General features: G+C 69.7%; 22 protein-coding genes. 19 read left to right on the forward strand and 3 right to left on the reverse strand.

Annotated features, from left to right (window positions below):
- Position 1: 1 nt before the first annotated feature.
- From cyoB to ASG59_RS19055, 4 genes are read left to right on the forward strand one after another with little or no spacing between them, the layout of a single operon-like run.
- On the forward strand, positions 2–2,005 hold the full coding sequence (gene cyoB / locus ASG59_RS19040) for a cytochrome o ubiquinol oxidase subunit I (protein WP_055889759.1): 2,004 nt from the start codon (positions 2–4) through the stop codon (positions 2,003–2,005).
- A gap of 5 nt (positions 2,006–2,010) precedes the next feature.
- Entirely contained in the window at positions 2,011–2,643 is a 633-nt protein-coding gene (gene cyoC / locus ASG59_RS19045) for a cytochrome o ubiquinol oxidase subunit III (RefSeq protein WP_056410877.1), read from the forward strand.
- On the forward strand, positions 2,640–3,056 hold the full coding sequence (cyoD, locus tag ASG59_RS19050) for a cytochrome o ubiquinol oxidase subunit IV (protein ID WP_055889755.1): 417 nt from the start codon (positions 2,640–2,642) through the stop codon (positions 3,054–3,056). The genes cyoC and cyoD overlap by 4 nt, the downstream gene beginning before the upstream one ends.
- Before the next feature lie 39 nt (positions 3,057–3,095).
- A complete protein-coding gene (locus tag ASG59_RS19055) occupies positions 3,096–3,821 on the forward strand; it encodes an SURF1 family protein (RefSeq protein WP_056411052.1) in 726 nt (241 codons plus the stop codon).
- 6 nt (positions 3,822–3,827) lie between these two features.
- Here ASG59_RS19055 and ASG59_RS19060 read toward each other — a convergent pair whose 3' ends face one another.
- The 3 genes from ASG59_RS19060 to ftsE all read right to left on the reverse strand — a co-directional run bounded on the left by ASG59_RS19060 (position 3,828) and on the right by ftsE (position 6,596).
- Positions 3,828–4,616: a YdcF family protein gene (locus tag ASG59_RS19060; RefSeq protein WP_082528857.1), complete on the reverse strand. Its 789-nt coding sequence runs from the start codon at positions 4,614–4,616 to the stop codon at positions 3,828–3,830.
- Positions 4,617–4,887: 271 nt separating this feature from the next.
- Positions 4,888–5,895, reverse strand: coding sequence for an ABC transporter permease (locus tag ASG59_RS19065; RefSeq protein WP_056410880.1), 1,008 nt, complete (start codon positions 5,893–5,895; stop codon positions 4,888–4,890).
- Positions 5,895–6,596, reverse strand: a complete 702-nt coding sequence (ftsE, locus tag ASG59_RS19070; protein ID WP_082494679.1) for a cell division ATP-binding protein FtsE — start codon at positions 6,594–6,596, stop codon at positions 5,895–5,897. Before ftsE ends, ASG59_RS19065 begins: the two co-directional genes overlap by 1 nt.
- 181 nt (positions 6,597–6,777) lie before the next feature.
- On the opposite strand from ftsE, the gene ASG59_RS19075 reads away from it, so the two are divergent.
- From ASG59_RS19075 to ftsZ, 15 genes are all read left to right on the forward strand, one after another.
- Entirely contained in the window at positions 6,778–7,617 is an 840-nt protein-coding gene (locus ASG59_RS19075) for a zinc-ribbon domain-containing protein (RefSeq protein WP_056410885.1), read from the forward strand.
- A 13-nt stretch (positions 7,618–7,630) separates the two neighbouring features.
- On the forward strand, positions 7,631–8,203 hold the full coding sequence (hpt, locus tag ASG59_RS19080; protein WP_056411057.1) for a hypoxanthine phosphoribosyltransferase: 573 nt from the start codon (positions 7,631–7,633) through the stop codon (positions 8,201–8,203).
- A 153-nt stretch (positions 8,204–8,356) separates the two neighbouring features.
- Entirely contained in the window at positions 8,357–8,722 is a 366-nt protein-coding gene (locus tag ASG59_RS19085; RefSeq protein WP_055889744.1) for a response regulator, read from the forward strand.
- Positions 8,723–8,844: 122 nt separating this feature from the next.
- A complete protein-coding gene (locus ASG59_RS19090; protein WP_056286663.1) occupies positions 8,845–9,834 on the forward strand; it encodes a GTP-binding protein in 990 nt (329 codons plus the stop codon).
- 154 nt (positions 9,835–9,988) lie between these two features.
- Complete coding sequence (locus ASG59_RS19095; protein WP_056286659.1) at positions 9,989–11,155, forward strand: putative peptidoglycan glycosyltransferase FtsW; 1,167 nt, start codon at positions 9,989–9,991, stop codon at positions 11,153–11,155.
- Positions 11,152–12,258: an undecaprenyldiphospho-muramoylpentapeptide beta-N-acetylglucosaminyltransferase gene (gene murG, locus ASG59_RS19100; RefSeq protein WP_055889736.1), complete on the forward strand. Its 1,107-nt coding sequence runs from the start codon at positions 11,152–11,154 to the stop codon at positions 12,256–12,258. Before ASG59_RS19095 ends, murG begins: the two co-directional genes overlap by 4 nt.
- A gap of 55 nt (positions 12,259–12,313) precedes the next feature.
- On the forward strand, positions 12,314–13,720 hold the full coding sequence (gene murC, locus ASG59_RS19105; RefSeq protein WP_055889732.1) for a UDP-N-acetylmuramate--L-alanine ligase: 1,407 nt from the start codon (positions 12,314–12,316) through the stop codon (positions 13,718–13,720).
- A gap of 4 nt (positions 13,721–13,724) precedes the next feature.
- Positions 13,725–14,264 (forward strand): DUF559 domain-containing protein, encoded by a 540-nt coding sequence (locus ASG59_RS20160; protein ID WP_082528858.1) that lies wholly within the window; start codon positions 13,725–13,727, stop codon positions 14,262–14,264.
- Positions 14,261–15,193, forward strand: a complete 933-nt coding sequence (gene murB, locus ASG59_RS19110) for a UDP-N-acetylmuramate dehydrogenase (RefSeq protein ID WP_056410888.1) — start codon at positions 14,261–14,263, stop codon at positions 15,191–15,193. Before ASG59_RS20160 ends, murB begins: the two co-directional genes overlap by 4 nt.
- Positions 15,194–15,247: 54 nt before the next feature.
- Positions 15,248–15,463, forward strand: a complete 216-nt coding sequence (locus ASG59_RS19115) for an AbrB/MazE/SpoVT family DNA-binding domain-containing protein (RefSeq protein WP_244472465.1) — start codon at positions 15,248–15,250, stop codon at positions 15,461–15,463.
- Positions 15,450–15,824, forward strand: a complete 375-nt coding sequence (locus tag ASG59_RS19120) for a type II toxin-antitoxin system PemK/MazF family toxin (RefSeq protein WP_056410897.1) — start codon at positions 15,450–15,452, stop codon at positions 15,822–15,824. The genes ASG59_RS19115 and ASG59_RS19120 overlap by 14 nt, the downstream gene beginning before the upstream one ends.
- 37 nt (positions 15,825–15,861) lie before the next feature.
- A complete protein-coding gene (locus ASG59_RS19125) occupies positions 15,862–16,785 on the forward strand; it encodes a D-alanine--D-alanine ligase (RefSeq protein ID WP_055889717.1) in 924 nt (307 codons plus the stop codon).
- Positions 16,752–17,720, forward strand: a complete 969-nt coding sequence (locus ASG59_RS19130) for a cell division protein FtsQ/DivIB (protein WP_056286643.1) — start codon at positions 16,752–16,754, stop codon at positions 17,718–17,720. The genes ASG59_RS19125 and ASG59_RS19130 overlap by 34 nt, the downstream gene beginning before the upstream one ends.
- Positions 17,721–17,784: 64 nt before the next feature.
- Complete coding sequence (ftsA, locus tag ASG59_RS19135; RefSeq protein WP_055889707.1) at positions 17,785–19,107, forward strand: cell division protein FtsA; 1,323 nt, start codon at positions 17,785–17,787, stop codon at positions 19,105–19,107.
- A 126-nt stretch (positions 19,108–19,233) separates the two neighbouring features.
- Positions 19,234–20,976 (forward strand): cell division protein FtsZ, encoded by a 1,743-nt coding sequence (gene ftsZ, locus ASG59_RS19140; RefSeq protein ID WP_056410899.1) that lies wholly within the window; start codon positions 19,234–19,236, stop codon positions 20,974–20,976.
- The last annotated feature ends 95 nt before the right edge of the window (positions 20,977–21,071 follow it).

Genomic DNA, 21,071 nt, shown 5'->3' on the forward strand with positions numbered 1-21,071 from the left:
CATGTTCTCCAATCCGGACCTTCAGACGCTCGTCTTCGGGCGACTGACCTGGGACGCCATTCCGCTCCACGACCCGATCTTGATCGTGACCTTCGCCATGGTCGCGCTCGGCGGCGCGGCGCTTCTGGGCATCATGACCTACTTCCGCTGGTGGGGGCCGCTGTGGCGCGACTGGCTGACATCCGTCGACCACAAGAAGATCGGCATCATGTACATCGTGATGGCGCTCGTGATGTTGCTGCGCGGATTCTCCGACGCGCTCCTGATGCGCAGCCAGCAGGCGCTGGCCTCCGGTGGCGGCGAGGGCTACCTGCCGCCGCACCATTACGACCAGATCTTCACGGCCCATGGCGTGATCATGATCTTCTTCGTGGCGATGCCGCTGGTCACGGGCCTGATGAATTACGTCATCCCGCTTCAGATCGGCGCGCGCGACGTCGCCTTCCCCTTCCTCAACAACCTCAGCTTCTGGATGACGGCGAGCGGGGCGGCCACCGTGATGGCCTCGCTGTTCGTGGGTGAATTCGCCCGCACCGGCTGGCTCGCCATGCCGCCGCTGTCGGGGGCCGATTCCAGTCCCGGCGTCGGGGTCGACTACTACATCTGGGCGCTGCAGATCGCCGGCGTCGGGACGCTCCTGTCGGGCATCAACCTGATCGCCACCATCGTGAAGATGCGCGCGCCCGGCATGACCATGATGAAGCTGCCGATCTTCGTGTGGTCCTCGCTCTGCACCAACGTGCTGATCGTGGCCGCCTTCCCGATCCTCACCGCCGTCCTGGCGCTGCTCTCCCTCGACCGCTACGTCGGCACGCACTTCTTCACGAACGATCTCGGCGGCAACCCGATGATGTACGTGAACCTGATCTGGATCTGGGGTCACCCGGAAGTCTACATCCTGATCCTGCCGGCCTTCGGCGTGTTCTCCGAGATCGTTTCGACATATTCGTCCAAGCGCCTGTTCGGCTACGCCTCGATGGTCTACGCGCTGGTGGTCATCACCATCCTCGCCTACCTCGTTTGGTTGCACCACTTCTTCACGATGGGCTCGGGCGCGTCGGTGAATTCGTTCTTCGGCATCACGACGATGATCATCTCGATCCCGACGGGGGCCAAGATCTTCAACTGGCTGTTCACGATGTACCGCGGCCGCATCCGGTTCGAGGTGCCGATGCTGTGGACGCTCGGGTTCATGGTGACCTTCGTCATCGGCGGCATGACCGGCGTGCTGCTGGCGGTGCCTCCGGCCGACTTCGTGCTCCACAACAGCCTGTTCCTGGTGGCGCATTTCCACAACGTCATCATCGGCGGCGTCGTGTTCGGCATGTTCGCCGGTATCACCTACTGGTTCCCCAAGGCATTCGGGTACAAGCTCGATCCGTTCTGGGGGAAGATGTCGTTCTGGTTCTGGCTGACCGGCTTCTACGTTGCCTTCATGCCACTCTACCTGCTGGGCCTGATGGGCGTCACGCGCCGCCTCAACCGGATCGAGGACCCCTCGCTCCAGATCTGGTTCGTGGTCGCGGCGATCGGCTCGGTGCTGATCCTGCTCGGCATCCTCTCGTTCATCGTCCAGCTCGTCGTCAGCTACCGCCGGCGCGACGAACTGCGCGACCTCACCGGCGATCCGTGGGGCGGCCGCACGCTCGAATGGTCGACGGCCTCGCCGCCGCCGGACTACAACTTCGCCTTCACGCCGGTCATCCACGACCACGATGCGTGGTCGGACATGAAGCGGCGCGGCTACAGCCGTCCGCTTACCGGGTTCAAGGCGATCCACATGCCGCGCAACACCGCGACCGGCGTGATCCTCGGCGGCCTCAGCACCGTCTTCTCGTTCGCGATGATCTGGTACATGTGGCCGCTGGCGGCGGTCAGCTTCGTCGCGATCCTCGTGGTCTCCATCGCCCACACCTTCAACTATGACCGCGACTTCGACATCCCCGCCGACGCCGTCGTGCGGGCCGAGGGCGAGCGGACGCGGCTGATGGCAAGACAGGCCTGATCGACATGGCGACCCAGGCCGACACCGCGACCTCCGGCGAGGAGGAAGCCCTCCGGTTCTACGAGACCGAGGACCATCCCCATGCGCCCGCGACCCTGATCGGGTTCTGGCTCTACCTGATGAGCGACTGCCTCATCTTCGCGGTCCTGTTCGCGACGCATGCGGTGTTGGGGCGCAACTACGCCGCCGGCCCGTCGCCGGCGGACCTGTTCGACCTCAAGCTCGTGGCGCTCAACACCGCCATGCTGCTGTTCTCCTCCATCACCTACGGCTTCGCCATGCTGGAGATGCAGAAGGACCGACGGGCCGCGACGCTCCTGTGGCTCGGCCTCACCGGCCTGTTCGCCATCGTCTTCGTCTGTCTCGAGATCTACGAGTTCGCCCACCTGATCCACGAGGGGGCGACGCCCCAGCGCAGCGCCTTCCTGTCCTCCTTCTTCGTGCTGGTCGGGACGCACGGGCTGCACGTCTCCCTCGGCATCGTCTGGCTCGCCGTCCTCATGATCCAGGTCGGGGTGCGCGGGCTCGAGGTCGACAACAAGCGCCGGCTGATGTGCCTGTCGATGTTCTGGCACTTCCTCGACGTGATCTGGATCGGCGTCTTCACCTTTGTCTACCTGATGGGGACCCTGAAATGAGCTCGGCGACGCGCGCGAATTCGGCGGCGGATGCCGCGCAGACCAAGGACGGCCACGGCCACGACAGCGTCGAGGGCGAACCCCACGGCTCGGTCCGGGGCTACGTCACCGGCTTCGTGCTGTCGGCGATCCTGACGGCGATCCCGTTCTGGCTGGTGATGGGCGACGTCATCGGCAACGCGCGCATCACCGGCTTCGTAGTCATGGCCTTCGCCATGGTCCAGGTCGTGGTCCACATGATCTACTTCTTGCACATGGACACTCGCTCGGAGGGTGGCTGGACGGTGCTGGCGCTGATCTTCACCGCGACCCTCGTGGTGATCACCCTGGTCGGGTCGCTGTGGGTGATGCACCACCTCAACGCCAACATGATGCCGATGTCGGCCGAGGATATGAAGCAGCACATGCCCTGACCGGCCGTGGCGGGCATCCCCCACTGTCGCCGCGGTTCGCTGCGAACCCTGGCGACCCTCGGGCTGCTGGCGGCGACGGTGTGCGCGGTCTGCGTCGCGCTGGGAACCTGGCAACTCCAGCGCCGGGTCTGGAAACTGGACCTGATCGCCCGCGTGGAGGCCCGCATCCGGGCCGAGCCGGCGACGGCGCCCGCTCCCGACGACCTGCCTGCGCCGACGCGGGCGAGCGACGAGTACCGCCGCGTTCGCGCCGAGGGTGTGTTCCTCCACGCTCGCGAGACGCTGGTCCAGGCGGTGACGGACCGCGGCCCCGGCTTCTGGGTGGTGACGCCGCTGCGCCGAGCCGACGGGACGACCATCCTGATCAACCGCGGCTTCGTGCCTCCGGACCGGCGCGCGCCGGCGAGCCGGGAGCCGGGACCGGACGAGGCCCGGGTGACCGGTCTCCTGCGCCTGAGCGAACCGGGCGGAGCCTTCCTGCGGGCGAACGATCCGGTGGCCGAGCGCTGGTATTCCCGCGACGTGGCGGCCATCGCCGCCGCTCGTGGGCTCACACTCGTCGCGCCCTATTTCGTCGATGCCGATGCGAAGCCCAATCCCGGTGGGCTGCCGGTGGGAGGGCTGACGGTGGTCGCCTTCCGCAACGACCACCTCGTCTACGCCGTCACCTGGTACGTGCTGGCACTGATGGCGGCGGGGGGAGGGTGGATCGTCCTGCGCGAGGCGCGGCGTAGGCACGAGCGATCGGAGCCGTCGTCCGACTGAAGGACGTCAGTCGTTCTCGCGCATCAGCGTCTCGGACACGACCCGCACGGGCTTGCGCCGGCCGATCAGGACCGCAGCGCGCGAGGTTTCCGGGTCGTGTTCGAAACGGGTGCGGACCCAGGCCACCAGGAACTTCACGTATTCCGAGGCGAGCAGCCGGGTCGAGGCCGGGCTCTGCCACCAATGCGGGCCGACGCCCTCGGCGACGACGGGATGGGGCACCACCCGGTCGCGGCCGGCCAGAGCATGGTCGAGTTCGATCAGCGTGCGGGGCATGTGATAGTTCGAGGTCACCACCGCCACGGTGTTGAAGCGGTGCAGCCGCATCCAGCGCCGGGTCTCGATGGCGTTCCCGATGGTGTTGCGGGCCCGGTAGTCGAGGTCGACGCAGCACTCGATCCAGTGGCGCTGGCTCGGGTTCAGGCGGGTGATCTCGTCGCGGCTGGTGCGCTCGTTGACCCCGGTGATGAGCAGGCGCCGGCCATAGCCGCTGGCCAGGAGATCGATGGCGTCGCCGATGCGTTGGGCGCCGCCGGTGAGGGCGACGATGGCGTCGGGCCGCTCGGAAAGCGCGCGTTCGTCGCGGTCGATGCAGGCGACGAAGCTCAGAAAACCACCCAGCAGCGCCGCGACGCCGATGCCGCCCACGACCGCCACCCCCCTCAGGGCGCGACCCTGGACCGACGGCGGCCGGCTGCGCACGGGCGGCGCTGACAGGGCCGGGCCGCGCGGAGGCGCCTCGTCCCAGGCCCAACCGAAGGCGCCGCGCGGGCTGATGGTGGTGTCGCCAGACATCCGAGTGGTCATTCTCCCGGAGGATAGCCGCGATTGCGGCGTTGCAGAGGCGCCACTCTCTGCCGCAAAAGCTTCACGCCTCGTTAACGCTCACCCGAAGGAAGGGTGTGGGTCAAGGCGTCGGCGCGAGCGGGCGCTCCTGCACCGGATGGGGGATGAGACCCCGCCGCCGGGCCGACGATCGGCGCCTGGCGAGAACTGGGGCTCGCGGACGGGCGCTTCAAGCCAAAACCCGGCTCATGCCAAAACCCGGCTCATGCCAAAACCGGGCTCAGGCCAGGAAGCGACGCACGGTCAGGCGCGAGACCAGCCCGGTGACCACCGAGGCGATGACGCCGATCAGGAGCACGCTGGCATAGCCGCGCCAGCCGACGTGGAACGCACCGAAGAGGGCGTCGAGTTCCTCGCCCGCCGGTCCGGTGCGCCAGGCGCGGGCGACGACGCCGGCGGCCGCGAAAGCCGCGAGGGCGGCGACCGATCCGACGATGCCGCCGCGCAGGCCCAGCCCGAAGAAGCGGCGCTGAAAGGCACGGGCGATGAAGTCGTCGTCGGCGCCTACGAAGTGCAGCACCTCCACCACCTCGCGGTTGCCCGCCATGGCGCCCCGGGTCGCGAAGGCCACCGCGAGCCCGGTGGCGATGAGCACCAGGGCGACGATGCCGACCCCGACCCCGACGAAGGTGTTGGCCATGGTCGAGAGCCGGCGCAGCCACAGGGCATGGTCGTCGAGGCTGGCGACACCCGGCAGCGCCTCGGCCAGGGAAGCCCGGAGCGGCTTGAGGTCGGGGCTCGGTCCCGGCGCCAGGGTGAGGGTGACGAGACGGGGCACCGGCAGGTCCGACAGGTCGAGGCCGCTGCCGAGCCAGGGTTCGAGCAGGCGCTCGGCCTCCGCCTTCGAGAAGACGCGGGTGGTGGCGATCCCCGGCGTCGCCTTGGCCAGGGCCTCGGCCCGGGCGACGTCCGCGTCGATGGCGCGGCCGGGGCTCGGCCTCACCTGGATCGTCACCTCCTGCGCCACCGCGCCTTGCCACTGGTCGGCGCTGGAGGCCACCATCTCGGCGGCCCCCGCGCACAGCGCGGCGAGGAAGGTGAGGATGGCGATCACCGCCGCCAGCGAGCGGCTGGCGGCCGAATCGGTCGGGACCAGGGGCGCGTTGCGCCGCAGGGTCGGCGGCAGCGGCGGCTCGGCCGCGGCGGCGTCGCCCGCACCTGGCCGCGCCCCGGACCGGGTCGCGTCCGTCCTGGCCGTCTTGCGGGAGAGGGGAGCGGTGTCGCCCATCACGGCGTCTCCACGCGCAGCCGGCCCTCGCCCAACACGAGCCGGCGGGCGTCGACGAGGTCCATCAACGCGAAATCGTGGGTGGCGATCAGCACCGAGGTGCCGAGCCGGTTGAGTTCGATGAACAGGCGCAGCAGGCGCCGCCCGAGGCCGGGATCGACGTTGCCGGTGGGTTCGTCGGCCAGGAGCAGTTCGGGCCGCGCGATCAGCGCCCGTGCAATGGCCGCGCGCTGCTTCTCGCCACCCGACAGCAGGGGAGGGAGCACGTGCATGCGCTCGCCGAGGCCGACCCAGCGCAGCAGTTCGACCACCTCGGCCCGGTAGCTCGACTCCGCCCGGCCCTGGACGCGCAGGGGCAGGGCGACGTTCTCGTAGGTGGTGAGGTGGTCGAGCAGCCGGAAATCCTGGAACACGACGCCCATGCGCCGGCGCAGGGAGGTGAGGGTGTCGCTGGCGATGCCGCTGACCTCCTCGCCGAACACCGAGACCAGCCCGCGCGTCGGCCGCACCGACAAGAGGATGAGACGCAAGAGGGTGGTCTTCCCCGCCCCCGAGGGACCGGTGAGGAACTGGAAGGAATGGGGTGCGATCTCGAAGCTCACGTCGCTCAGGACCTCCGGTCCGAGGCCGTAGCGCATCCCGACGTTCTCGAACTGGACCACGGGTCCCTCGGCCCCCGCGAGCAGGCTCTCCCCCCTCACGCGGTCCGCCACGGTTCACCCGTTCCGTCGGCGCCCATGGGCCGGCCTGGTCTGCGATGCCTCAAGGCGTCCGTTCCTCCCGCCCCACCTTCACACGCGGTTAACCGCGTTCCGCGACAACCATGTCTGTCTTTTTGCACGACGCGGCAACCGCCGACCGACCTGGAAGCGCCGATTCGCCATGCAGATCGTCTGCCCCGCCTGCGCCAGCGAATACGAGATTCCCACCGATCGGGTCGGAGCGGAAGGCCGCTCGGTGCGCTGCGCCGCCTGCCGCGAGACCTGGTTCATCGGGCCCGACGACGTCGCCACCGCGCAGATCGCCGAAGCCATGGCGGCGATGGACGACGGCACCCGCAACCGCTCCGAGGACCAAGCCGCCCTCGACGCCTGGGAAGCGGCCCTGGCGGAGGAGGGCATCGCCCCCGACGCCGCCCCGTCGTCCACTCCTTCGGAACCCGCGTCCGTCGAGCCACCGCCACGGAAGGCGGCCAAGCGGCCCTCGCGGCCGGCAAAGCCCGGCCGGTCGTGGTCCGCCTTCGCCACGGCGGCGGGCCTGTGGCTGGCGATCGTCGCGGTGGGGGGTGGCGCCCTCGTCGCCCGCACCACGGTCGTACGGGCGATGCCCCAGAGTGCCGGGCTCTATGCCGCCATCGGCCTGCCCGTGAACCTGCGCGGCATCGACCTGCGCGACGTCGCCGCCTTCCAGGCCGCTGGCGAGGCGGGCCTGACGCAGCTCGTGGTGGAGGGCGATCTCGTTGGCGTCTCGCGGGAGGCCGTCGCCGTGCCGGCCATCGAGATCGAGGTGCGCGACGAGCGGGACCAGCCGCTCTACCGCTGGACCGTTCCCTCCCCGCGCCCGTCCCTGGAGGACCGCGAGACCGCCCGCTTCCGGGCCAGCCTGTCGGCGCCGCCGGCCCAGGGGCGGTCGGTGCAGGTGCGCTTCGCGGGCACCGGGCAGATGCGTGCCGATGCCGCCGCGAGCGAGCCCAAGGCCGATGCCAGCCGGCGGAACCCATGATATGGACTGCGTGATGAACACCACGCCTTCCCGACGCGTCCGCGTCCTGTTCGACGAATCCGCCATCGCCCGGCGCAACGAGGAACTGGCCGGCGAGATCGCGTCGGCCAAGCTCGAAGACCTCCTCGTGGTCGCGGTGCTCAAGGGCAGCTTCATGTTCGCCGCCGACCTGTTGCGCGCGCTGCACCGGTCCGGCCTCGCGCCGCAGGTCGAGTTCGTCCACCTGTCGAGCTACCGCACCGGCACCGTCTCCACCGGTCAGGTCGAGATCCTGCGCGACGTCCAGAGCGAGGTGCGGGGCCGCGACGTGCTCCTCGTCGACGACATCCTCGAATCGGGCCGGACCCTGGTCTTCGCCAAGGATCTGCTGATGGCGCGCGGCGCCAAGCGCGTGATGACGGCGGTGCTGCTCGAGAAGCCCGGCAAGCGCGCCGTGACCATCGACGCGGATTTCGTCGGCTTCCCCTGTCCCGATGCCTTCGTGGTCGGTTACGGCATGGATGCCGCCCACGCCTACCGCCAGTTGCCCTTCGTCGGCCTGGTCGACTTCGAGAGCAGCGAGCCCGACCTCTTCGGCGGCACCTGACCGGCTTCATTCGCTTGGCCACCGGTGGCATTTGCGCGCAGAGATGACAAATTCGTCCGGCCGCTCTGCCATTTTTGCTTGACATGCGATCTTGGCGCTTGCGTCTCTGGCACCGGCGGCGACACGCCCGCGATCACATACGAAACGGTGTTTATGGCTCGCATCCTGCTAGTGGATGACGAAGAGACGATCCGCGGCTTCCTGAAGCGCGGCCTCGAGATCGACGGGCATGCCGTGGTCACCGCCAGCGATGGCAGCGACGGGCTGGACCGGCTGATCGAGGCGGCCGGCGATTTCGACCTGCTGCTCACCGACATCCGCATGCCGTTGATGGACGGCATCGCCCTGGCGCTCGCGGCCAAGCGCGACTTCCCCGACCTGACCATCCTGCTGATGACCGGCTTTGCCGATCAGCGCGAGCGCGCCCGCGGCCTCGACGCCATCGTGACCGACGTCCTGACCAAGCCCTTCTCCCTGGCCGACCTGCGCTCGACGGTGAACCGCGCTTTGGCGGCCTGAGCGGACCGACGCTGGCTCCGGTTCCCGGCGTGCCTTCCATCGCACGCGGGTGACACACTATATCATCGGACGAAGACCAGCGCGGGCCCTCCCGCGCCGCGCGCCCCCATGAGACCGTTCCCATGTCCGACACCTCCGGCAATATCTCCGACTCTGGCAAGATTCCCGTCACCGTGCTCACCGGCTATCTCGGTGCGGGCAAGACGACCCTCCTCAACCGCATCCTCACCGAGAACCACGGCAAGCGCTACGCCGTGATCGTCAACGAGTTCGGCGAGATCGGCATCGACAACGACCTCGTGGTCGGCGCCGACGAGGAGGTGTTCGAGATGAACAACGGCTGCGTCTGCTGCACCGTGCGCGGCGACCTCATCCGCATCATGGACGGGCTCGTGAAGCGGCGCGGCAAGTTCGACGCGATCATCGTCGAAACCACGGGGCTGGCCGACCCCGCCCCCGTCGCCCAGACCTTCTTCGTCGACCAGGACGTGGGCGATGCCGCCCGCCTCGACGCCGTGGTCACGGTGGCCGACGCCAAGTGGCTGTCCGACCGCCTGAAGGACGCCCCCGAGGCCAAGAACCAGATCGCCTTCGCCGACGTCATCCTCCTCAACAAGGCCGATCTCGTGGAGCCGGGCGACCTCGACCGGGTCGAGGGCCAGATCCGCGCGATCAATCCCTACGCCACGATCCACCGCACCAGCCGCTGCGACGTGCCCCTCGATGCGGTGCTCGACCGCAACGCCTTCGACCTCGGCCGCATCCTCGACATCGAGCCGGCGTTCCTGGAGGAGGGCCACCACCATCACCACGACGACGAGATGCAGTCGGTCTCGGCCAGGATCGACGGCCCGGTGGACCCGGAAAAATTCATGCCGTGGATCTCGAACCTGACCCAGGTGCAGGGGCCGGACATCCTGCGCTGCAAGGGCATCGTCGCCTTCCCGAACGAGCCGCAGCGCTTCGTCTTCCAGGGCGTCCACATGATCCTCGACGGCGACCTCCAGGGCCCGTGGAAGGACGACGAGGCCCGGGTCTCGCGGGTGGTGTTCATCGGGCGCAACCTCGACCCGGAGACGATCCGGGCCGGCTTCTTCGACTGCAAGGCATAGGCGCTGCGTTCCTTCCCCCCGCGCGGGGGGAAGGAACTTGGCGAGCCATCGTCTCCGGTGGGACGGGACACGGGTGTCCGCAAGGATTGGTTTACCATTCCGTCCCAGGATCGCGCCGCGCCGCCATCCGCCGGCGCGCGAGAGAGCGCCATCCATGATGTCCCGCGCGGAACGCACGCCCCTCACCGATTGGTGGTGGACGGTCGACAAAGGCCTCCTGGCCGGCCTCGCCGCGCTGATGGTGGCGGGCCTCGTCTTCCTCATGGGCGGCGGCCCGCCGGTGGCCGAAAAGATCGGCCTGCCGACCTTCTACTTCCTCAACCGGCAGGCGCTCTATCTGGCGCCGACGCTGCTGATCATCGTGGCGGTCTCGTTCCTGTCCCTGCGCCACATCCGGCGTGTGGCGCTCGCCACGTGGATCGTCGGCGTGGCCCTGTGCATCCTGGCCGGCAAGTTCGGGCCCGAGATCAAGGGCGCCCACCGCTGGATCCAGTTCGGCGCCTTCGGCCTGCAGCCGTCCGAGTTCGTGAAGCCCGCCTTCGTGGTGGTGGCGGCCTGGGCGTTCTCGGAGGGCGCGCAACGGCGCGACATGCCCGGCGGCCTTCTCGCCATCCTGCTACTGCCCATCACGATCGTGCCGCTGATCCTGCAGCCGGATTTCGGCCAGACCATGCTGATCACCATCGTCTGGTGCTCGCTGTTCTTCGTGGCGGGCCTGCACTGGTTCTGGGTCGCGGGCCTGGGCGTCGGCGGCCTCCTCGGGGTCGCGGTGGCCTATCGTTTCCTGCATCACGTCCGCGAGCGCATCACCCGCTTCATGGACAAGGATTCCGGCGACAGCTTCCAAGAGTTCTGGGCGCGCGAATCGTTCAACTCCGGCGGCTGGCTCGGCACCGGCCCCGGTGAGGGCGTCGCCAAGCGCCACCTGCCCGACGCGCACACCGACTTCATCTTCTCCGTCACCGGGGAGGAGTTCGGTGCGCTCGTCTGCCTCGGCCTCGTCTGCCTGTTCGCCTATATCGTGATGCGCGGCCTCAAGCTGGCGCGCCGCACCGACGACACCTTTTCGCGCCTGGCCATCACGGGATTGACGACGCTGTTCGGATTGCAGGCCTGCATCAACATGGCGGTGAACGTGCGGCTGATGCCGGCCAAGGGCATGACCCTGCCGTTCGTCTCCTACGGCGGTTCGTCCCTGATCTCGCTGGCGCTCGGCATGGGCTTCCTCGTGGCCCTGACCCGCAAGCGGCCGCGCACGGTGATGCTGAGCCAGAAGCCGCCCGGCACCGCGCCGGCGACGGTGGCCGGGGTGATGCGATGACCGTGGCGCAGGCCACCGTCCTCCTCTGTGCCGGCGGCACCGGCGGGCACCTGTTCCCGGCCGAGAGCCTGGCCATCGCGTTGCGCGCCCGCGGCGTGCGGGTGGTGCTCGCCACCGACGCGCGGGTGGATTCCATCGCCACGGGCTTTCCGGCCTCCGAGATCGTCACCATCGCCTCGGCGACACCTTCGGGCCGCTCGCTCGTCCGGCGGGCGAGCGCGCTCCTGACGCTGGGCCGCGGGTTCGGCGCCGCCGCCCGTGAGATCAAGCGGATCGACCCGGCCGCCATCGTCGGGTTCGGCGGCTATCCGACGGTGCCGCCGATGCTCGCGGGACAGATCCTGCGGCGGCCCACCATCCTGCACGAGCAGAACGCGGTGATGGGCCGGGCCAACGCCTTCCTGGCGCGCGGCGCGCGTGCCATCGCCACGGGCTTCGCCGAGGTTCGCGGCATCCCGGAGAAGGCCACCGCACCGCGCACCCACACCGGCAACCCCCTGCGCCCGGCGGTGCTGGCGGCGGCGGCGACCTATCCGCCGCTCGGCGACAGCGACGGCCTCCACCTCCTCGTCTTCGGCGGCAGCCAGGGCGCCGCCGTGATGGGCCAGATCGTGCCCGCGGCCATCGCGCAGCTCCCCGCCGACCTGCGCGCCCGCCTCCACCTCGTGCAGCAGGTCCGCGCCGAGGACCTGACGCAGGTCCAGAACCTCTACCTCGGCCTCGGTCTCGCCGGGCTCGAGACGGCGCCGTTCTTCAAGGACCTGCCCACGCGCATGGCCCAGAGCCACCTCGTCATCGGTCGCTCGGGCGCCTCCACGGTCTCGGAACTGGCCGCCATCGGCCGGCCCGCGATCCTGGTGCCGCTGCCGGGCGCCCTCGATCAGGACCAGGCCGCCAATGCCGCGACGCTGAGCGCCATCGGCGCGGCGCTGACGATTCCGCAAGGCAGCTTCACCCCCGACCGCCTCACCGCGGAACTGGTCGATCTGTTCGGAACGCCGGCAAAATTGACCGCGGCGGCGGCAGCGGCCAAAAGTGCCGGCATCCACGACGCCGCCGAACGGCTCGCCGATGTCGTGATCGCGACGGCGGCGCTCACCTGATCGCGGGGTCGGCGCCGCGGCGCACCCGCTCGAACCGACGAGACTGGCTCACATCATGAAGCTGCCCGACAAGCTCGGCCCCATCCATTTCATCGGCATCGGCGGCATCGGCATGTCCGGCATCGCCGAGGTGATGATGAACCTCGGCTACACGGTGCAGGGGTCGGACGCCAACGACAACGCCAACGTCCGCCGGCTCGCCGAAAAGGGCATCAGGACCTTCGTCGGCCATGCGGCCGGCAACGTCGAGGAGGCGGCCCTCGTGGTGGTCTCCACCGCGATCCGGCGCGACAACCCCGAGCTCGTCGCCGCCCGCGAGCGCCGCCTGCCGGTGGTGCGGCGAGCCGAGATGCTGGCCGAGCTGATGCGCTTCAAGTCCTGCGTCGCCATCGCCGGCACCCACGGCAAGACCACCACCACCTCGCTGGTGGCCGCCCTCCTCGATGCGGGCAACCTCGACCCCACCGTCATCAACGGCGGCATCATCAACGCCTACGGCACCAACGCCCGCATGGGCGAGGGCGAGTGGATGGTGGTGGAGGCCGACGAATCCGACGGCACCTTCCTCAAGCTGCCGGCCGATGTCGCCATCGTCACCAACATCGACCCCGAGCACCTCGACCATTTCGGCTCGTTTGAGGCGGTGAAAGACGCCTTCCGGCGCTTCATCGACAACATCCCCTTCTACGGTTTCGCCGTGATGTGCATCGACCATCCGGTGGTGCAGGACCTCGTCGGCCACATCGAGGACCGCCGCATCATCACCTACGGCGAGAACCCGCAGGCCGACGTGCGCCTGATCGACGTGGACCTGCGCGGCGGCCAGAGCCGGTTCCGCGTGATGATCCGCGACCGTCGTCCCGGCTTTCGCCTCGAGATGGAGAACCTCGTCCTGCCGATGCCGGGCAAGCACAACGCCCTCAACGCCACCGCGGCGCTGGCCGTGGCCCACGAACTCGGCGTCGAGCCGCAGGCGATCCGCAAGGCGCTGGCAGGCTTCGGCGGCGTCAAGCGCCGCTTCACCAAGACCGGCGAATGGAACGGCGCCTTGATCTTCGACGACTACGGGCACCACCCGGTGGAGATCAAAGCGGTGCTCAAGGCCGCCCGCGCCTCGACGGAGTCCAACGTCATCGCCATCGTGCAGCCCCACCGCTACACCCGGCTGGCCTCCCTGTTCGACGATTTCTGCACCTGCTTCAACGACGCCGACACGGTCATCGTCGCCCCGGTCTACGCCGCGGGCGAGGCGCCGATCGAGGGCATGGACCGCGACGGCCTCGTCTCGGGCCTCAAGTCCCGCGGCCACCGCGACGCTCTGGCCCTCGACCGCACCGAGGATCTCGCCGGACTGGTGGCGAGCCGCGCCAAGGCGGGCGACTACGTCGTGTGCCTGGGGGCCGGCAACATCACGCAGTGGGCCTATGCGCTTCCGGCGGAACTGGCGTCGTTGCAGGCCTGAGGCGATGCGCTCGGCGGACGAAGAGCGGACCGAATGTCGGCGCCGGCTTCGCCACGATCACACCGACGTCGAGACGAGATCATGGCGGCGTCTGCGCAATCGCCAGTTCGGCGGGTTCAAGTCCGTCCGTCGGGAAGGGATTGGTCCCTCCGGTGCCGACTTTTGTCGTTGCGAGGTCGAGGTGGTCGTCGAGCGCGACGGAAGTCAGCCTGTCGACAGGTCTCGTGATACGAGCAGAAATGCCTATCTCACCCGGCTCGGCTATCGCGTCCTTCGTTTCCGGAACGCCGGGACCAAGGACGATATCGTCGGTGTTCTCGACACCATCGCGGCGCCGCTTCCCCCCTCTCCCCGCTCGCGGGGAGAGGACGTCGGCCCCCTCGTCGGGGCCGGCGTGAGCCCGAAGGGCGAAGGTGAGGGGGCGATCCCAGAGAAGCCTCATCCGACAGCGCCCCCTCACCCTCGGCTGCCGCCTCGCTTGGCCGACGACGAGGTCGGCCAAGCCCTCTCCCCGCGAGCGGGGAGAGGAGGAGAACCCTCATGACCGCCTTCCCCGACATCACCCCCGACATCCGATCGCGTGCGCCCGCCCTGCGCGGACGCCTCGTCGCGAACCAGTCGCTGGCCGACCTCACCTGGTTTCGGGTCGGCGGACCGGCGCAGGTGCTGTTCAGCCCGGCCGACGAGGAGGATCTGGCGCTGCTGCTGGCCGCCCTCGATCCGGCGATGCCCGTGACGGTGATCGGCCTCGGCTCGAACCTGATCGTGCGGGACGGCGGCATACCGGGGGTGACGGTCCGGCTCGGCGGCAAGGCCTTCGGCTCGGTGGAGATCGACGGCGACACCCTGCGGGCCGGCACCGCCGTCCCCGACATGCGCCTGGCCAAGGCGGCGGCGGAGGCCTCCCTCGACGGGCTCGCCTTCTTCCGCGGCATCCCCGGTTCGATCGGCGGTGCGCTGCGCATGAACGCCGGCGCCCATGGCGGCGAGACCACCGACGTCCTGGTCGAGGCCCGCGGCATCGACAGGCGCGGCGAACTGCGGACGTTCGGCCACGACGCGATGGGCTTTGCCTACCGCCATTCCGCGGCCCCCGAGGACGTGATCTTCACGAGCGCCCTGTTCCGCGCGCGGCCGGGCGAGCGCGAGGCCATCGAAGCGGAGATGGACCGCGTCACCGCGGCCCGCGAGGCGGCCCAGCCGATCCGCGAGCGCACCGGCGGCTCGACCTTCAAGAATCCCGACGGCGGCAAGGCCTGGCAACTCGTCGACGCAGCCGGCTGCCGCGGCCTGCGTGTCGGCGGCGCCCAGGTGTCGCCGATGCACTGCAACTTCCTCATCAACACCGACGGCGCCACGGCGGCCGACATCGAGGCTCTCGGCGAAGAGGTGCGCCGGCGCGTGCGCGAGACCTCGGGCATCGAGCTCCACTGGGAGATCAAGCGCATCGGAGTGTCGACGTCGGGGGCGTAAGCCGGTAAGACGTAAGTCATCCGACGCGAGGGGCCGATGGCGGGACAGGACGTCTTGACGATCTATTCGAAGGTCTCCGTGAAGAGTCAGACCGTGCTGCCGGCAGAAGTGCGCGAACGCCTCGGCATCGGCCCCGGCGACCGCCTCCGTTACGTGATCACGCCGGACGGCATTCGTATCGAAAAGGCCCGGCCCGAGGGTGAAGATCCTTTCGTGACCTTCACGGAATGGGCGGGGGCCGCCGACGAAGACGCCTATGGCAATCTCTGAGGATCCGAGCGAAGTCCCGTTTCCGGCGGGGACCGTGGTGGTCGTGCCGTTTCCCTACTCCGACCGCCTCGCCGAAAAGCGCCGCCCGGCCGTCGTCGTCTCGGGCCAGGCCGTCGCAGAGGCGGGGTTCGTCTGGATCGCCATGATCACCAGCGCGAACAACCCGGCGATGGGGGGCGATCAGGTGATCGACGATCTCGCCGCCGCCGGTCTCTCGGCCCCTTCGGTCGTGAGGCCCGTCAAGCTGGCCTGCATCGAACCGCTCCGTATCCTCAAACGGATCGGCACCTTGTCCCCGGTGGTGGCCGAAGCGGTGTTCGACGCGATCCGCGACCGGATCGGACCACCAAGGCCCGCGTGACGACGAAACCCATTTCGCGAAAGTTTCAGGAGTCCCCATGTCCAAGCACGTCGCCGTCCTCATGGGCGGGTGGTCCTCCGAGCGCGAGGTCTCGCTCAATTCCGGCACCGCCTGCGCCCGGGCGCTCGAAGGGGAGGGGTTCACCGTGACCCAGGTCGATGTCGGGCCGGACATCGCCACCGTGCTGACCGACTTGAAGCCCGACGTCGCCTTCAATGCCCTGCACGGCCCGGCCGGCGAGGACGGCACGATCCAGGGGCTCCTGGAGATCTTGAAGATTCCCTACACGCACTCGGGCGTCCTCGCCTCGGCGCTCGCCATGCATAAGGAACGTGCCAAAACGATCATGAAGGCGGCCGGGGTCAGCGTGCCGGACGGTTGCGTCGTCGATCGCCATGATGCCGCAAAGTCACACGTGCTGCCGCCGCCCTACGTCCTCAAACCGATCGCCGAAGGCTCCTCGATGGGCGTCATCATCGTGCGCGACGGGCGCTCGCATCCGCCCCAGATCCTGGCGTCGGACGAGTGGGTCTATGGCGACCAAGTCCTTGCGGAGACTTACGTTGCGGGCCGCGAGCTCACCTGTGCCGTGATGGGCGACCGGGCGCTCGGAGTCATCGAGATCAAGCCCGCCTCGGGCGAGTGGTACGACTACGATGCCAAGTACGCCGCGGGGGGGTCGATCCACGTCCTGCCGGCCGAACTTAAACCAAATGTTTACCAGCGTGTCCAAGAGTTGTCGTTAACGGCGCATCAAGCACTGGGCTGTCGGGGCGTCAGCCGTGCCGATCTTCGCTACGACGACACACCGGGTGGAACCGGTGCCCTCGTCGTGCTGGAGGTCAACACGCAACCCGGCATGACCCAGACGAGCCTTGTGCCCGAGATCGCGGCCCATGCGGGCCTAACATTCGGTGAGCTCGTCCGATGGATGGTGGAGGACGCAACCTTGGGCCGCTGAGCGGCGCCGGCCCGGCCGGCGACGGCGGGGTCCTCGCGCGCCTCTGCGGCGTGGGCGGGCGCCTCGCGGCGGCACTGCCGGGCGTGGCCCGGCCGTCGTCGTCCCGGCGCCCGCGGATCGGCGCGCCGATCGGGCGGCGGTTTCCGCGCCTCGTCGGTTCCCTCGCCCTCTCCTGCACCTTCGGCACCCTCGCCGTCGCCGGTTTCATCGCGAGCGGCCGCTACGACACCTTCGTCACCGAGAACGGCCGGCCCCTCGACATCCTGGCCCGCATCGCCGGCTTCGGCGTCGAGCGCGTCACCATCGCGGGCATCTCGCGGCTCTACGAGAGCGAAGTGCTGGAGGCGGCGGGCATCGACGCGCGCTCGTCGGTGGTCTTCCTCGACGTCAGGGAGGCGCGCGAGCGCCTGATGCAGGTGCCGCTCATCGCCAGCGTCTCCGTGCGCAAGATCTATCCCAACGAGATCCTCATCACCCAGGTCGAGCGCGAACCCGCCGCCCTGTGGCAGCGCAACGGCGAGCTCTCGGTCATTGCCGCCGACGGCACCGTCATCGACGAGATGCGGGACGACCGCTACGCGACCCTGCCCCTCGTGGTCGGCGAGGACGCCAACCTGCGCCTCAAGGACTACCTCGACCTGATCGAGGCGGCCGGCCCCCTGGCCGAGCGCGTCAAGGCCGGCACCTACGTCTCGGGCCGGCGCTGGACGCTCAAGCTCGACGGCATCGACATCCGCCTGCCCGAGACCGGCGCCAGGGAGGCGTTGTCCCGCCTGGTCCGCCTCGAACGCACCAACCGCCTGCTGGAGAAGGACATCATCGCCATCGACCTGCGCATGCCCGACCGCGTCGTGGTCCGCCTCACCGAGGAAGCCGCCGCCACCCGCCTCGAATCCCAGAAGAAGAAGCCCAAGGGCAAGGGCACCGACACATGAGCCGCACGATTCGCCCCGCGCGCCTCGCGCCCACCCGCCCCGTCAGTCTGGTCCGGTAAGCCTCATGCACGCGCATCACGGACTCACGCCCCGCCTCAAACCGCTCTCGGCGCGACGCAGCGCCACCCTGTCGGTCCTCGACATCGGCACGAGCAAGGTCGTGTGCCTCATCGCCGAGCTCCAGCCGGCCGAGGCGCTCTCGACCCTGCGCGGGCGCACCCATCTCGCCCGCATCATCGGCATCGGCCACCAGCGCTCGCACGGCCTCAAGGGCGGCGCGATCGTCGACCTGGAGGCCGCCGAGGGAGCCATCGCCCAAGCGGTCCACGCCGCCGAGCGGATGGCCAAGGTCGAGGTGCAGTCGGTCATCGTCAACATCTCGGGCGGCCGCATCGGCTCCCAGCATTTCGATGCGCATGTGCCGGTCCGGACCGGCTCCGTCACCGCGGCGGACGTCGAGCGCGCCCTGGAGACGGCCAGCGCCCACGGCGTCAGCCCCGGCCGGGCCGTGCTCCACGCCCTGCCCACCGGCTATTCCCTCGACGGGCAGGGCGCGGTGATCGACCCCTCGGGCATGATCGGCGACGCGCTCGGGGTCGACCTGCACGTCGTTACCAGCGAGGCCGCTGCGGCCCGCAACCTCATGCTGGCGGTGGAACACTGCCACCTCGGCGTCGAGGCGGTGATCGCGACACCCTACGCCGCCGGCCTCTCGGCGCTCGTCGACGACGAGGCCGAGATGGGGGTCTGCGTCGTCGACATGGGCGGCGGCACCACCACCGTCGGCGTCTTCTCGGGCGGCCACCTCGTCCATGTCGACGCCCTCGCGGTGGGCGGTCACCACGTCACCATGGACATCGCCCGCGGTCTCTCGACCCGGGTGGCGGCGGCCGAGCGCCTCAAGACGCTCTACGGCTCGTGCATCTCCACGGCCTCGGACGACCGCGACATGATCGCGGTCCACGGGGTCGGCGAGGACGAGGGCGACGCCCCCACCCACGTGCCGCGCTCGCAACTCGTGCGGATCATCCGTCCCCGCGTCGAGGAAGTGATCGAACTCGTGCGCGACCGGCTCCGCGCCGCGGGTTTCGCCAGCCAGGCCGGCCGCCGCGTGGTGCTGACGGGCGGCGCCAGCCAGCTCGTCGGCCTCCCCGAGCTGACCCGCCGGATCATGCAGGGACAGGTCCGGATCGGCCGCCCCCTCGGGATCCGCGGCCTGCCGGAAGCGGCCAAGGGACCGGCCTTTTCCGCCGCCGTCGGCCTGCTGGTCTACCCGCAGGTGGCGCATGCGGAGCATTTCGAGCCGCGCGGGCAGGGTGCCTTCGCGGCGACGGGAACGGATGGCTACCTCTCGCGCGTCGGACGCTGGCTCCGCGAGAGCTTCTAGGAACGACGGGCCGGCGGCCGGTGCCCTCCCGCGAGGGGCCGCCGCAAGCCCGGCACAAGCAAATCGGCGCTGGTCTTCGTGGCCGGGCGTCAACCGAAACGTGAAAGGCACGAGAGGCTCATCACCATGGCCATCAGTCTGCAGGCGCCGGACATCCGGGAACTGAAGCCCCGCATCACCGTCTTCGGTGTCGGCGGAGCCGGCGGCAACGCCGTCAACAACATGATCGAATCGGGCCTGCTCGGCTGCGAGTTCGTCGTGGCCAACACCGACGCCCAGGCGTTGACCTCGTCCAAGGCCGAGCGCGTCATCCAGATGGGCCTCAACGTCACGCAGGGCCTCGGTGCCGGCTCGCACCCGGAGGTCGGCTCGGCCGCCGCCGACGAGGTCATCGACGAGATCCGCGACCAGCTCTCGGGCGCCCACATGTGCTTCATCACCGCCGGCATGGGCGGCGGCACCGGCACCGGAGCCGCCCCCGTCATCGCCCGGGCGGCGCGCGACATGGGCATCCTCACCGTCGGCGTCGTCACCAAGCCGTTCCAGTTCGAGGGCGTGCGCCGGATGCGCACGGCCGAGGCCGGAATCCAGGAGCTCCAGGCCGCCGTCGACACCCTGATCGTGATCCCGAACCAGAACCTGTTCCGGGTCGCCAACGAGAAGACCACCTTCGCCGACGCCTTCGCCATGGCCGACCAGGTGCTCTACTCGGGCGTCGCCTGCATCACCGACCTGATGGTCAAGGAAGGCCTGATCAACCTCGACTTCGCCGACGTGCGCGCCATCATGCGCGGCATGGGCAAGGCGATGATGGGCACCGGCGAAGCGTCGGGCGAGAACCGCGCCAACCGCGCGGCCGAAGCGGCCATCGCCAACCCGCTCCTCGACGACGTGTCGATGAAGGGTGCGCGCGGCCTGCTCATCTCCATCACCGGCGGCAACGACCTCACCCTGTACGAGCTCGACGAGGCCGCCACCCGCATCCGCGAAGAGGTGGATTCGGACGCCAACATCATCCTCGGCGCCACCTTCGACGAGAGCCTCGACGGCATCATCCGCGTGTCGGTGGTGGCCACGGGTATCGAGCCGGCCCTGATCACCGCCAACGGCGGCCAGAGCAGCACCGAGATCCTGCAGACCGAGCAGCGCATCGCCGAGGTGGCCGAGCGTCTGCGGGCGGAAGCGAGGGCGCGGGCCAGCCAGCCCGCGCCGACCTTTCGCCCCGCCGGACAAGACCTCCCCGTAGCGCCGGTCGCCGTCGCGCCGGCGCCCGTCGAGCAGCCCGTGGCCCCCAAGCCCGAGCCCATCCGCTTCGAGGCGCCGGCTGCCCTCGCCGTGCGCGACGACGTGGTGCTGACCCAGACCCAGCCGCGGGCCGCGGTGGCCTACGAGCCGGCCCCGGCCCCGGCCCCCGAGCCGGCTCCGATGCCGGCCGCCGGCCCCTACATGCCGCCGCGCCCGGCGGTGCCGGTCGCCCGCGCCCCGCGCATGCCGCAGATCCAGGACCTGCCGATGCCGGCCCAGGCCCAGATCCGTGCCAAGCAGGGCGAGGACGCTCACGAGCAGCCCGCCGACAACAAGCGCATGACGCTCCTGCGCCGCCTCGCCACCGTCGGCTTCGGCGGTCGCCGCGAGGAGACCGAGGCGGCACCGCCCGCCCCGGTCCGTGCGCCGGCCGCACCCTCGCAGACCGCCGCCCACGTGGCGGCCCAGGCGGAGCACGCCAGGCGTCTGGCCGCCGCCCAGGTGCCGCAGTATCGGGCTCCCCAGGGCCAGCTCGACCCGCAGGGGCGTGCACTGCCGCAAGGCCGGATGATGGACGACGACCAGCTCGAGATCCCCGCCTTCCTCCGGCGCCAGGCCAACTGACGGTCAGACCCGTCTGCCTTGAGACTTTTCTGCAACAGACCCGGGATCTCAGGATCCCGGGTCTGCCCATGTGTTAAGGCGTTGATAAAGAAACA

This window comes from Methylobacterium sp. Leaf466 (assembly GCF_001425565.1).
GTDB lineage: Bacteria > Pseudomonadota > Alphaproteobacteria > Rhizobiales > Beijerinckiaceae > Methylobacterium.